Raw genomic sequence first — 13527 nt, forward strand, 5'->3', positions numbered from 1 at the left:
GCCGGACGGACAGGCAAAGGGGGCCGCGATGGAGCCGATTGCGGCTGGATCACCACCGGACGCGGATGGCGGCGCGCCCGAGCGCTATGATCTCGGCCTCTGCCTGTCGGGCGGCGGCTACCGCGCCATGCTGTTTCATGCTGGCGCGATATGCCGCCTCAACGAGGCCGGGCTGCTCCAGAAACTCGACATGGTAAGCTCGGTCTCGGGCGGCTCGATAGCCGCCGGGCTGCTGGCGGTACTTTGGCCGCGTTTCGCCTTCGTCAACGGTGTCGCCGCCAATTTCGATATCTATCTGAACAGGATACTGGAGTTCTCGCAAGTCTTCCTCGACGCGCCGGCGATCTTCAAAGGCCTGCTCAACCCGCTTTCGAGCGCGGCGCGCGAAGTCGCCGCCTGCTACGAGAGACATTTGTTCGACGGCTCAAGGCCGATGCTGAAGAGCCTGCCGGAAAAACCCTGGTTCGTGTTCTGCTCCAGCAATCTCGGCACCGGCTCGCTGTTCCGGCTGTCGCGGCGCTATATCGCCGACTATCGCATCGGCGTCGCCTACCAGGCCGACCTGCCGGTGGCTCTCGCGGTTGCCGCCTCCTCGGCCTTCCCGCCTTTCCTGTCGCCGCTGCGGCTCGACCTCACGCCCTTCGCGTGGAAGAACGACAAGCTCGACCCCTCTGTCGGCCCGCCGGTGCCGCCTTCGCGCGCCGTGCTCACCGATGGCGGCGTCTACGACAATCACGGCATCGAGCCGGCGCTGAAACGCTGCCGCTGGCTGCTGGTCAGCGACGCCGGCGCGCCGTGGCAGGCTTCGAGCGCCGGCTATCGGAACTGGTTCTCGCAGTTGAAACGCGTGCTCGACACCACCGACAACCAGGTGCGCTCGCTCAGGCGCCGGGATCTGGTGGCGCGCTTCCAGGCGGCCAAGGACGCCGACGATCGTGGCCTGGCCAATGACGCGACCCGGCCCGGCTATGCGGCGACGCGCGGCGTCTTCTGGTCGATCGCAAGCAAGCCCGACACGGCCGAGCCGACCTTCGTGCAGACCGCCGCCACCGCACCTGCCGATATCGGCACCTCGCTGCATTTCCTGGGCAGCGAAGAGACGGTCGATTTGGTGAACTGGGGCTATTGCGCCGCCGACCAGGCGCTGCGGGGCTGGTACGAGCCGGCAGTGGCTGCGGGCAAGGGCGTGCCGCTGAAAGCGGGCGACGTGAAGCCCGGCCGCTGCGCTGTGGTGTCGAAGACGCTGATGAGTATGTTCAAGGTTTGAGGGTGCTCGAACTGCCAATTTCCCCCTTGTGGGGGAGATTGGCAGTTCCGCCGCCTTCGCCAATTATCAATCGCCTTGGCGCAATCCAATCCGGTTCATCCCCTGCCCTGCGCATGCTAACAGGGTCGCTTTCAACCCAAACACCCGGGATGGACAGCGACATGGCGATAGACAAAGTAGCTTTGGTGACGGCGGGCGGCAGCGGCATGGGCGCAGCGGCGGCCAGGCGCCTGGCGGCGGACGGATTCAAGGTCGGCGTGCTGTCCTCCTCCGGCAAAGGCGAAGCGCTGGGCAACGAGCTCGGCGGCTTCGGCGTCACCGGCTCCAACCAGTCGAATGAGGATCTGAAGCGCCTTACCGATGGCGCGGTGGAACGCTGGGGCCGCATCGACGTGCTGGTCAACAGCGCCGGCCACGGGCCGCGTGCGCAGATCATCGAGATCAGCGACGAGGACTGGCACAAGGGCATCGACACGTATTTCCTCAACGCCGTGCGCCCGACCCGGCTGGTGACGCCGGTGATGCAGAAGCAGAAGGGTGGCGTTATCATCAATATCTCGACCGCGTGGACGTTTGAGCCGAGCGCGATGTTCCCAACGTCGGCCGTGGCGCGCGCCGGGCTTGCCGCCTACACCAAGATCTTCGCCGACACTTATGCCCCCGACAACATCCGCATGAACAATGTGCTACCGGGCTGGATCGACAGCTTGCCGGCGACGAACGAGCGCCGCGACAGCGTGCCGATGAAGCGCTACGGCACTTCGGATGAGATCGCAGCGACGATCTCGTTCCTGGCTTCGGACGGAGCCGCCTACATCACCGGACAGAACATCCGCGTCGATGGCGGCATCACAAGAGCAGTGTGAAAGGAGCGGTGTGAGGCAAAGAGGACGCCGCCCCTAGATCATCCGGGCCTGCGGGAATTGAGAACCCACAGAAAGACTATCGAGGCGACCAGGACGATCGAATTGCCGACCACGATGTTCCAAAAACGTGTCGGATCGTCCGCCAGAGCGACCCAATGCAACTTGCCGCGGACTTCGCCTGTCTTGATGCCGCAGGCAATGTTGTAGATCGCGATGGCGGCGAGCGCCGCCATCAGGACAAACAGGTCGTTGTTCTTGTTGCGATCCATGGAAGCGGCTTTTAACAGCACTTGGTGAAATTTTGCTTACCTTGGGTAAGGCGGCGGCCGGAAGACCGACCGCCGCCCGCTCTCATCTTGACGCAATTCCAGAAGGTTACGGCGAAGGCGCCGGAACCTACGCACTTTTCCTGGAATTGCTCCGACCTTACTGGTTGATCTCGGGCTCGACGAGCTTGGCCAGGTTGCGCAGCGATTCCTGCCAGCCGAGATAGCAGGCCTCGGCGGGAATGGCGTCCGGGATGCCGGCCTGGGTGATGTTGATCTCGGTGCCTACCGAAACCTTCTTCAGGATCACGGTCACCTCGATCTGGCCCGGCAGGTTGGGATCGTCGAAGCGGTCAGTGTAGCGCAGTCGCTCGCTCGGAACCAACTCGACAAATTCGCCGCCGAAGGAATGGCTGTCGCCGGTGGTGAAGTTGCGGAAGGACATCTTGTAGGAGCCGCCGACCTTGCCCTCGAACTCGTGGACCGTGCAAGTAAAACCGTTTGGCGGCAGCCATTTCGCCAGCGCATCGGCCTCGACGAACGCGCGGTAAACCTTCTCCGGCTTGGTCGCCAGGACGCGGTGCAGTTGAATGGTGCTCGGCATGTCTCGATATCCTCTCTTCGTTGATCGATGCCCCAAGGACGGGCAGCCCTCAGCCGATCCGACAGAGGCTGTCAAATTTTGTGGCCCGCGGCTACCCTGCACCCTTGCAGCGAGGCGGCGGACATGAGCGCTTCGATCAGGCTGGGCATCGTCGGTGGCGCAGGCTGGCTGGGCGCAATGTGACGCGATGTGCGACGTCGTTGGCCATCGCTGTTCGTTCGGTCGATCGCTTTTGTCGAGCAAACCGAAATCGGATTCCGGCTCGAATATCCAACGTCGAACATATGGCGACTCAGCCCTTGCTCACCGCGCGCAGCCGCGCTGGTCGATGGCGGTCACGCGCGGCATCTTGCCCATATTTCAGCATGAGCCTCGCAATATTGAGTAAAATTGAGTAATTCGGGGTGTAATTATCGCGCATAAATTGTATTAGAAACCCCTTGTTATGTCTATTTCTAATCATTATCGATCAGCGGTAATTTTTTATCTGTACTGTGACGCGAATCCTTGGAACCATAGGCCGGCTTGCAGGTTGGCCTGAAAATCAGCCGCCACCAAGAAAGGAGTGTCCGATGAGTTTCGTCGTCAACGCGGTAGGCGTTCCTCTTTATTATAGCGGCGCTTCCAACCATTGGTTTTCGGCAACGTCCGGACCGACATTCAACGGCAGCAGCGGCAACGACTCAATCTGGGCCTCCAGCGGCGTCAACGTCACCATGTATGGCGGCCAAGGCGACGACATCTATTACCTCTATTCGGCGGGCAACAAGGTGGTCGAGTACGCCGGACAGGGCATCGACACGATCAACACATGGATGAGCTACACGCTGCCGGACAATGTCGAGAACCTCGTCGTCACCAACGCCCACAACTATGCCTTCGGCAATGCACTGGACAACATCATCACCGCCAAGGCGGGCGGCCAGACGATCGACGGCGGGGCGGGCAACGATGTGCTGATCGATGGCGGCGGCGGCGCGGATGTTTTCATCATCGCGAAGGGCAACGGCAGCGACTCGATCGTCAATTTCGCCTCGAACGATGCTGTGCGGCTCGATGGTTACGGATTCACTTCGTTCGCCGCCGTCCACAATGCCATGATCCAGGCGGGGCCCAATGTGGTGCTGAACCTCGGATCGGGCGAAATCCTCGAATTCAAGAACACCACGATCGACAAATTCCAGCCCAACCAGTTCCAGCTGCCGATCGACAAATCCGGCATGACGCTGTCCTTCAGCGACGAGTTCAACACGCTGAACCTGCACAACAGCCAGGGCGGCACCTGGGATACCAACTTCTGGTGGGGGGCGCCGAACGGCAGCACGTTAACGCGCAATGGCGAGCTGCAGTGGTATATCGACGCCAATTACGCCCCGACCAGCTCGGTGCATCCGTTCAGCGTGCAGGACGGCATCCTCACCATTACCGCGGCGCAGGCGCCGGCCGACATCAAGCCGCTGATCAACAATTACGAATACACCTCCGGCATCCTGACCACGCATGACTCCTTCTCGCAGACCTATGGCTATTTCGAAATGAGGGCCGACTTGCCGGAACACGCCGGCGCCTGGCCGGCCTTCTGGCTGCTGCCGGAAGACGGCTCCTGGCCGCCGGAGCTGGACGTGATGGAGATGTACGGGCAGAAACCGAATTCGCTGCTGATGACCGCGCACACCAATCAGACGGGCCAGCACACCACGGTCGGATCCACCGTGAACGTCATGGACACCGCCGGCTTCCATACCTATGGCCTCCTTTGGACCCCGGACAAGCTGGTGTGGACCTATGACGGCGTGCAGGTCGCGCAAGCGGCGACGCCGTCCGACATGAACAAGCCGATGTACATGCTGGTCGATCTCGCGATCGGCGGACAAGCCGGCGCGCCGCCCGACCATCTCGCCACGCCGGCCCAGATGAAGATCGACTATATCCACGCCTATACGCTGGATGAGCTGCAGCAGAGCCATTTGAACGTCACGGGCGAACACACAGCCTAGGCGGTCGAGCCAATGTCACAGGAGAGCGCTCCGGGTGCGATCAGGCAGGCCGGCGTGCGGCCGATGTTCCTGCGCGCCGTAACCGATGTCGGGCTGTTCTCGCTGCTCATCAACCTTCTGCTCCTGGTCATCCCGCTCTACCTGCTCCAGGTCTATGACCGGGTGCTGCCCTCCTCCAGCGTCGAGACGCTCGTGTATCTGTCGGTCATCGCGGTCGCGGCGCTCGGTTTCCTCGGCTTTCTCGACGCCGTCCGAGCCGTCTACACGCAGCGCGTCGCGGCGACGGTCAATGACAGGCTTGGCGCAAGAGCGTTCGCCGCTTCGCTCGGTTCCGGCAATGCGCCGTCGCCCCTCACCGACCTTGCCTCGGTCTGCGCCTTCATCCGCTCGCGCGGTGTCTCGGTGCTGTTCGACCTGCCCTTTGCGCCGGTCTTCCTCGCCCTGCTCTACCTGATCCATCCGCTGTTGTTCTGGGTCACGCTCGGCGGCGAGGCGCTGCTCGTCGTGCTGGTCTTCGCCAACCAGCTTGCCATCGGCAGGAACGATGCGCTCTCGGCGGAGCGTTCGGCCTTGGCCAGCCGGGCCGAGCAGGTCTTTGCCCGCAACGCCGACACGCTGCGCGCCATGGGCATGGTGGAAAACGCCGCGCGCGCCTGGGGCCGGCATGTGGCGGAAGCGCTTGTCCTGCATGACCGCTCGGCCGGCGCCAACGCCGTCTTCAGCGGCGCTTCGAGAGCGCTGCGCATGATGCTCCAGCTGGCGATCCTCGGCACCGGCGCCTGGCTGGTGCTCAAGGGCGAGATGACGGCCGGCATGATCTTCGCCTCCTCGCTCGTGTCGTCGCGCGCGCTGCAGCCGCTCGACCAATTGATCGGCTCCTGGCGGCAGCTCGGTGAGGCGAGGCGTGCCTGTGCGCGGCTGGGGACCGCGCTCGCGGCGCAACCGGCAGAGACGCGCAAGCTCGTCTTGCCCGACCCGACCGGTGCGATTTCGGCGCAGGATCTTTTCTTCATTGCGCCAAATGCCGCCTTTGGCGTCGAACCGATTCTCAAGCGATTGAGTTTCGCGATTCAGGCCGGCGAAGCGGTGGCGATCGTCGGCCCGAGCGGTGCCGGAAAGTCGACGCTGGCGCGCCTGCTCGTCGGGGCCGCCCAGCCGAGCGGCGGTACGATCAGGATCGACGGCGCGGAGCTCAGGACGTGGGACGAAAACCAGCTCGGCCGGCATATCGGCTATCTGGCGCAGGAGGTCGAGCTTTTCCCCGGCTCGATCGCCGACAACATCGCCCGCTTCGACGCGCAGGCCGATGACGCCGCGATCGTGGAGGCGGCAAAGCGCGCTGAGGCGCATGAGCTGATCCTGTCGCTGCGTGACGGCTATCAGACGACGATCGCCGGGACGCTGTCGGGCGGCGAACGGCAGCGGATCGGACTGGCGCGCGCTTTCTACGGCAATCCGCGCATCCTGGTGCTGGATGAGCCGAGCACGCATCTCGACGGCGCCGGAGAGACGGCACTGGAAGCGGTGCTCGCGACGGCCCGCGCTGCGGGCGTCACCACGATCGTGATCACGCATCGCCCCTCGATCGCCACGGCTTGCGACCGTGTGATGGTCTTGCGCGGCGGCGCGATCGAGGCGTTCGGACCGAGCGCCGAGGTGCTGCGCCAGCCGGGCAAGCAGCGGAACACGGTGGTCACAGGATCGTTCGCGCCGACCATCCGCGCCTCGCACGGCATCGCCACGGGTCCTGGACGATGACGCTGAGCCTCATCATCGAAAGCCGTCCGCGCACCGACTTCCGGCGCACGGCCTTCGCCGGCTATGCGGCGATCGCGCTGATGGTCGGCGGCTTTGGTTATTGGGCGGCGAGTGCGCCGCTGGCAGGCGCGGTGATCACGCAAGGCACGATCGCGGCGACCAGCGGCAACATCCTCATCCAGCATCGCGAGGGCGGTATCATCAAGCAGTTGCTGGTGCATGAAGGCGACCGCGTGCGGGGGGGCCAGGACCTCATCCTGCTCGACCGGACCGCCGCGGAAGCCGATCTCAACCGGCTGACAAGACAATGGATCGCGCTCAAGGCAAGCGCGGCGCGGCTGGAGGCCGAGCGCGACGGCCTAGCCACGCTGGCGCCGATCGCCGACCCCGCGCCGGCGCCGTTCCAGCAGGAATTCGAAAACCTCATCCGCGAGCAGCAGAAGGAATTCGACGCCAGGCTTGCGCGATTCCGGTCGGAGCAGTCGATCCTGGCGCAGCGCGTCGCCATGCATCGCGAGTCGGTCAAAGGGCTGAACGCGCAGAAGGCCGCAATCGAGCAGCAGGCCGAGGTGGTGAAGAAGGAGCTCGGCATCAAGACCGACCTTCTGAACCGGGGCCTTACCGACCGCAGGGAATATTCGCAGCTTTTGCGCTCGGAGGCCGACCTCGTCGGCCAAGCCGGCGCGCTCGAGGCGGACCTCGCCTCGGCCAGCACGCAGATCGTGGAAGCGGAGGCGCAGACCGAACGCGCGACCACGCAGCGCGTCGAGGAGGCGCTGACGAAGCTCGACGATGTGCGCATCAACCTCGCCGACATCGAGGAGCGGATGCGCGCCGCGCAATCGGTGCTGAAGCGCACGACAATCACCGCGCCGGCGGCCGGCATCGTCGTCTCCTCGACCTACAATTCGCAAGGCAGCGTGGTCGCGCCCGGCGAAAAGATCATGGAGATCCTGCCCACGACCTCGGGCCTGGTGGTCGACGCCAGGCTGCGGCCGAAGGACATCGACCAGGTGCATGTCGGCCAGCAGGCAAAGCTCCGGCTGTCGGCGCTCAACGCGCGCCTGACGCCGGAAGTCCCGGCCACGGTGAGCGAGATCTCTGCCGACCGGTTGATCGACGAGGCCACCCACGAACCCTATTTCCGTGCCAGGCTGAAAATCGCTGATGCCCTGCCCCCCGGCGTGAAGGCGGACCAGCTCTATCCCGGCACCCCGGTCGACACCTTCATCAGCACCGGCAACCGGACCTTCTTCGAATATCTGGTACGCCCGATGATGGACTCGTTCGCACGGGCGTTCAGGGAAAGGTAGGGCAGCCCTTCCGGCCGCCTCGGAACGCCGCTTTGCGCCAGAACCGTCCTCGCTTCGGCACATAGGAGGAGGAAGTGATGACGAAGAAGATGCGGGCGAGCCCCTGCTCGGGCTCCTCACTCCGGCCGATACAACTCATCCATACTAAGCTTCGCCATCTCAGTGAACGGCGCCTGTTTCTTCACTCTACCATGCTCCAGGATCACCAGGTCGTCGCAGAACGAGATGGTGCTGCGGTGGTGGCTGATGACGATCGTGGTGCGGCGGCCGGCGCGCGACTTCAGCGTCTCGACGATCGCCGCTTCCGAAAGCCCATCCACCGCGTTGGTGGCCTCGTCGAGGATCAATATGTCGGGGTCGCGTACAAGAGCGCGGGCGAGCGCGATGCGCTGCCTTTGCCCGGCCGAAAGGTTCACCCCGCGATAGCCGACCACCGTCTGGTAGCCTTGCGGTAGCGTTTCGATGAAGCCGTGCGCCTCGGCAAGCTCGGCGGCGCGGCGGGCCTCCTCGAACGTCGCCGTGTCCTTGCCATAGGTGATGTTGTCGAGGATCGTACCGTCGACCAGCTCCAGCTCCTGGCTGGCCAGAGCGATGTGGCGGCGCCAGTCGGCCGGATCGATCTCGCCGAGCGGCGCGCCGTCGACGAGGATCTTGCCTGCATCCGGCTCGACGAAGCGACAGAGCAGGTTGACGATCGTCGTTTTGCCGGCGCCGGAGCGGCCGATCAACGCGGTCGAGTGCCCGCTCACGATGTCGAAGCTCGCCGCGTGCAGCACCGCCGCGCGCTGCTCCTCATTGGCATAGCTGAAGCTCACGCCCTCGAAGGCGATTTTTTTCGTTAAGGTGGCGAACTGCCGGCTGCCCCCGGGCGGCGCGGGCTTGCCATCGGGATCGAGCAGCCAGGTCACCTCTTCCAGCGAGCCGGAAAGACCCTGCAACTGGCTCCAGGTCATCTGCAAGGCTCTGATATGCGGCTGCAGGCGGTAGAGCAGGATGAGGAAGGCGGCGACCAGCGGGAAACTCAAGCCCGCAAGCCAGGCGCCGATCACCACCGCCAGGAACAGCATGGCGTGCAGAACTTCGGTCAGCGGCCCCAGCGCGCCCTGGCGGTTTGAGAGCAGGAAGGCCGCGCGCCGCACGCCGTCGGATGCCTTTTCGAACGCCGCCTTCTCACGCGCCTCCTGGCCGAAGATGCGGATCAGCCGGCCAGCATGGACGAGATGCAGCATTTGCGAGGCCAAGGCGCTGTTGCGCGCCGAAACATTGCGGCTGGGTGCCCTGAGATGCGCCGACAGCGCCATATGCGCCGCTTGCACCAGCGCCAGCCCCAGCATCACCAGGAGCGTCATCGGCCACGAGAGCAGCAACAGAAAGGCGAGCAGGATGAGCGCCGCCGAAGCGCTGACGATCGCGCTGAGCATACCTTGGATGGCATCCGACGCCCGCCAGGATTCGCTGGAGATGATGTTGAGCAAGCGGCCCGGGCTTTGCCTGAGAAAGAAGGTGTAGCCGACATTGAGCAGCCGCTCGGCCAGGGCGCCGCGTATCGCTTGGCTCGCCTTGCCGTAGATATGAGCGGTCAGCACCGAATTGGCGAAAGCGAGGAGGTTCTTGAGCAGGATCGAGCCGAGGATCGCGGCCGAAATCGTAATCAGCCGCTCACGCTCGCCTAGCCCGGCGCCGACCTTCTGCAGGAGGGCGGAGAGGCCGGCCATGCCGGTCGTCTCGCCATGGCCCATGATGATGCCAAGCAGCGGGATGATCAGCCCGATGCCGAGCCCTTCGAGCGCGGCACTTGCAAGTCCGAGCACGACGACGATGGGCATCAGGCCGAGCTGACGCCGTCCGAGCGCGCGCTGCAATATCGACAAGATAGGGGCTTTGGGTTCGATCATCGCGCGCCGGCCTCGGCCCTGGCCTCGGTGGTTTCTTGGGCGGGCCGCTCCTGCCGGTCAGGCCGCCCGGCCAGCACCAGGGCCATGAACTTCGCCGCGCCCGCCAGGTTCATCAGCACGATCGGCCAGTGCGACAGGCTGAGCTCCTGGTCGAAGCGCGGACCGCCGAAGAGCTCGCGCGTGGCCGCCCGCGTTGCCCAGTAAAAGTGACGAAGCAGCCACGGGGCGCGGCGCATATGTTTCAGGCAGAGCGCACCGTTGCCGAAATGATAGTCGCGGTGCAGCCGTTCGATCGCCCCGCGGTCGCGCCTTCCATGATGGTGGAAGATCGTCATATCCGGCACATACTCCACCGCCATGTCGGCCAGCATGGCGCGCACCAGGTAATCCGTATCCTCGGCCGAGCGCAGCGCTCCGCCGGCGCCGAAGCGTTCGTCGAAGGGACCGATCAAGGCGGCAACATCGCGATGCATGGTCATGTTGCAGCCGAGCACGAAGCCGCCCGGATGGACGGCGCGCGTCAGCCGCTTGCGCTTTTCGCAGCGATTGATGGTGAAGGGCAGGTCCCCGGCGTCGCCGATCTCGACGCGGCCGCCGCGGATCAGCCATTTCTCGCCACTCGCATAATGCCGCTCGAGATCGACGAGATAGTCGCGGTCGAGCCGGCAATCGTCGTCGACGAAGACCAGCACGCGCCCGCGCGCCCGCGCCATCCCGGCATTGCGCGCCGCCGCCAGTCCGGGCCGTGGCTCACAGATAGCCGTCAGCGCTATATCGGACGCCGTGGCGATCCGCGAGAGATAGTCGGCCGTACCGTCGCGCGAGCCATTGTCGACCACCACCAGCTCGGCGGCGAAGGCAGGATGCGTCCGGCAGGCGGCGCGGATCGAATCGATGCAGGACTTCAGCACCGCCGCGCGATCACGCGTGCAGACGATGAAGGAGACCTCAAGCCGCTGGTTCGGGCCGGGGGGCGAGCGTAGATGCTGCAGCAGCGGATGGCGATCGGCGTTCATGCCGCCCCCATCTGATAAGGCGCAAGCACGGACGCCGCCGGCGCGGATTTGAGGCGATAGGCGACCCAGTCCGCGCGTTTGCCAGCCCATATCGAAGCCTGGCTCAGCCAGGGCGCCCAGGCGCCGGCGCGCAGCGCGTATTTCTCGCGGCGGCGGATGACGTCCCACTTCGCCGTCAGCGTCAGCAACTCATGCGCCAACGCCGGCCGCTGCTGGTCGTTGACGAGCTGGTAGAGGAAATAGAACAGGTTCAGCGCGCCGGCCTCGAAGCTCGGCCGCGATGCGGCCGGCAACTCGGCGACCCGCTCCTCCAGGCTGCGGATGAACGCGGCCGCGCGGCGCACAGTATCGAACGAAACACTGTCGCCAATGGCGCGCAGATCCTGCGTTTCGTCCGCCAGCCCCTCGCGCTCGAGATTTTCGCCGACAATCCGGAGGTGCGTGCGCCGCATCTCGCTTGTATGCAAGCTGGTCACGCTGCCGGGATGCAGGCGGTAGACGAGAAGACTTTCCGGCATCAGCGCCGCCGGATAGCGGTCGGCCAGCCGCCGGAAGAGATCGAAATCCTCGGCATGCCGGTAGCGGCCATCGTAATACAGGTCTGCCTCGCCGATGACCCGGCGGTTGTAGACCACCGTCGGGTGCATGAAGATCGTGAAGAACTTCGACAGCACCGGGAGGAGACCGAGGCGGAACACCGGATCCATCCTGCCCCGTGCGACGCGGCCGTGCAGCAGCGTGTCGACAAGCGAGCCGCAGAAGCCGAGTTCGGGCCGCGCGGCAAACAGCGCCGCCTGGCGCGACAGGCGCCAAGGATAGGCAAAATCGTCGGCATCCATCCGCGCCACCAACTCGCCCCGGGCGATTGACAGCCCCTCGTTGAGGCTGGCGACGAGGCCGCGATTCTCGCGCGAGATTATGGCTACGCGGCCGTCCGCCTTGCGGAAGCGCTCCAGGATTTCCAGCGACCTGTCGGTCGATCCGTCATTGATGGCGATGATTTCGAGCCGATCGTAGTCCTGCCGCAGGATCGATTGGATTGCAGCGCCGACATAGAGCTCGGCATTGTAGATCGGCAGCACGACGGAGATGAGCGGGCGTGTCATTGTCAGCTCCGGTCCGTCGGCTGCAGATCGAGCGCCGCTTCTGCGCCGGGATATGTGGCGCCGAACCGCCGGGTCTCGCTCGGCGCACGAGCGCGTGGCCGCGCGATGTAGGGGAAATAGCGCTTGAAGCTGTTGAGCGGCTTTTCGAACAGCACCCAGGACAGCGAAGCGACAATCAGCGTGGCGGCGCCCGCGACCAGGAACCGGCCCGGCCCCTCCTCCGAGACGTTGAGCGGGATCCACGGCTGCGCCTTTACGGTGTAAGCGAGGAGGATCGCGTGATAGAGATAGACGCCGTAGCTGATGCGGCCGAGGAAAAGCAGCGGAGGCAGTTCGGCCAGCCAGCCGAGCGTGCCCGGAAGGCCGTTCGAGCACATCGAGACGATCGCCACCAACGGCACCAGCGGCAGCACCTGCACCAGGAGCCAGCGCGGCCATTCCCATGTCGAGTTCGCCGGCCCCGGATCGGACAAGACGACGAGTAGGAAGAGCGCCACGAAGGCCGGCCAGCCGAACCGCATCCAACGCGGCAGGCCGGCGCCCCTGGCGCGACGTACGGCAAGCAGCGCGCCGCAGGCAAGGGCATCCATCGAGGCCGGCGGCAACAGGTCTCGGGCCAGCGCCGGGCTGGCGGCGATCGGCCAGTAGAAGCGGTAGGCGAGCGAGAAGCAGATGAGGCCAATGGTGATCGCCTCGATGCGCCTGCGCGGCGCCAGGAGCACGATCAGCGGCCAGGCGATGTAGAACTGCTCCTCTATGCTGAGGCTCCAGAAATGGCAAAGCAGCCAGGGCGTCCAGTCGTTGCGATGCGCGTACCAGAAGTTCGACAGATAGAGCGCGTGCCAGACGAGCGACGATCCAGCCTGCTCAAGATCGGTAAACCAGACGAAGGCCAGTACCGCGAAATAGGGCGGGAATATTCGGATCGCGCGTCTGGCATAGAAGGAGCGCAGCGCCGATCCAGCCGCGAATTGGTCGGCGTCGCGTGCCTCCAGCAAAAGCCTGGTGATCAGGAAGCCGGAAAGCACGAAGAACAGCCGCACTCCGAGATGACCAAGGAAGGACGTGCCGCCGGGCGCGAAGAAATGCGAATAAAGCACAAGCGTGACGGCAGCAGCCCGGAGCGCGTCAAGCTGGAGGTCGCGACCGCCGGGCATCATTCGCAGCCGCTGGTGCTGACGACATGGCCCGGGCCGGCGGCCGCAACATCCGTGCCGGTCAACGGAAAACGCAAGCGTGCCGACTCCCTAAACCGTATATTCGCCTACGCTAAAGGACTGCGGCACAAAATGGTGCGGTGCAACACAGAATAGTTATCAGCCTGAATGAAAACGTGACCGTTCGTTCCAGGAAATGACACGTCTATGCCGCTATTCTGCCTTTTTTGGCGAAGCGGCAGGCTCCAACCAATGCGGATGCATCAAGCTCTTCGAAGCTTT

At 64.6% G+C, this 13527-nt stretch carries 11 protein-coding genes; 5 read left to right on the plus strand and 6 right to left on the minus strand.

Features of this window, described 5'->3' with window-relative positions; all coding sequences use genetic code 11:
* Positions 1-28: 28 nt before the first annotated feature.
* Both LB515_RS24180 and LB515_RS24185 read left to right on the plus strand, forming a co-directional pair.
* Positions 29-1267, plus strand: a complete 1239-nt coding sequence (locus LB515_RS24180; protein WP_224529665.1) for a patatin-like phospholipase family protein — start codon at positions 29-31, stop codon at positions 1265-1267.
* A 161-nt stretch (positions 1268-1428) separates the two neighbouring features.
* Positions 1429-2133: an SDR family oxidoreductase gene (locus LB515_RS24185; protein ID WP_224529669.1), complete on the plus strand. Its 705-nt coding sequence runs from the start codon at positions 1429-1431 to the stop codon at positions 2131-2133.
* A 38-nt stretch (positions 2134-2171) separates the two neighbouring features.
* On the opposite strand, the gene LB515_RS24190 is transcribed toward LB515_RS24185, so the two are convergent.
* A complete protein-coding gene (locus LB515_RS24190; protein WP_095768274.1) occupies positions 2172-2402 on the minus strand; it encodes a hypothetical protein in 231 nt (76 codons plus the stop codon).
* Between the two features lie 157 nt (positions 2403-2559).
* Entirely contained in the window at positions 2560-3003 is a 444-nt protein-coding gene (locus LB515_RS24195; RefSeq protein WP_224709191.1) for an SRPBCC family protein, read from the minus strand.
* A 572-nt stretch (positions 3004-3575) separates the two neighbouring features.
* Here LB515_RS24195 and LB515_RS24200 point away from each other — a divergent pair.
* Genes LB515_RS24200 through LB515_RS24210 form a run of 3 tightly spaced genes read left to right on the plus strand, consistent with a single transcriptional unit; the run spans position 3576 to position 8071 of the window.
* Positions 3576-5000, plus strand: coding sequence for a family 16 glycosylhydrolase (locus LB515_RS24200; RefSeq protein ID WP_224709192.1), 1425 nt, complete (start codon positions 3576-3578; stop codon positions 4998-5000).
* A 12-nt stretch (positions 5001-5012) separates the two neighbouring features.
* Positions 5013-6758 (plus strand): type I secretion system permease/ATPase, encoded by a 1746-nt coding sequence (locus tag LB515_RS24205; RefSeq protein ID WP_224709193.1) that lies wholly within the window; start codon positions 5013-5015, stop codon positions 6756-6758.
* Positions 6755-8071, plus strand: coding sequence for an HlyD family type I secretion periplasmic adaptor subunit (locus tag LB515_RS24210; protein WP_224709194.1), 1317 nt, complete (start codon positions 6755-6757; stop codon positions 8069-8071). The genes LB515_RS24205 and LB515_RS24210 overlap by 4 nt, the downstream gene beginning before the upstream one ends.
* Before the next feature lie 116 nt (positions 8072-8187).
* On the opposite strand, the gene LB515_RS24215 is transcribed toward LB515_RS24210, so the two are convergent.
* From LB515_RS24215 to LB515_RS24230, 4 genes are read right to left on the minus strand one after another with little or no spacing between them, the layout of a single operon-like run.
* Complete coding sequence (locus tag LB515_RS24215) at positions 8188-9966, minus strand: ABC transporter ATP-binding protein (RefSeq protein ID WP_224709195.1); 1779 nt, start codon at positions 9964-9966, stop codon at positions 8188-8190.
* A complete protein-coding gene (locus tag LB515_RS24220; RefSeq protein WP_224709196.1) occupies positions 9963-10982 on the minus strand; it encodes a glycosyltransferase family 2 protein in 1020 nt (339 codons plus the stop codon). The genes LB515_RS24215 and LB515_RS24220 overlap by 4 nt, the downstream gene beginning before the upstream one ends.
* Positions 10979-12088: a glycosyltransferase family 2 protein gene (locus LB515_RS24225; protein WP_224709197.1), complete on the minus strand. Its 1110-nt coding sequence runs from the start codon at positions 12086-12088 to the stop codon at positions 10979-10981. Before LB515_RS24225 ends, LB515_RS24220 begins: the two co-directional genes overlap by 4 nt.
* A gap of 2 nt (positions 12089-12090) precedes the next feature.
* Positions 12091-13245, minus strand: coding sequence for an acyltransferase family protein (locus tag LB515_RS24230; protein ID WP_224709214.1), 1155 nt, complete (start codon positions 13243-13245; stop codon positions 12091-12093).
* Positions 13246-13527 lie beyond the last annotated feature (282 nt).

This window comes from Mesorhizobium sp. CA15 (assembly GCF_020165215.1).
Classification (GTDB): Bacteria; Pseudomonadota; Alphaproteobacteria; order Rhizobiales; family Rhizobiaceae; genus Mesorhizobium.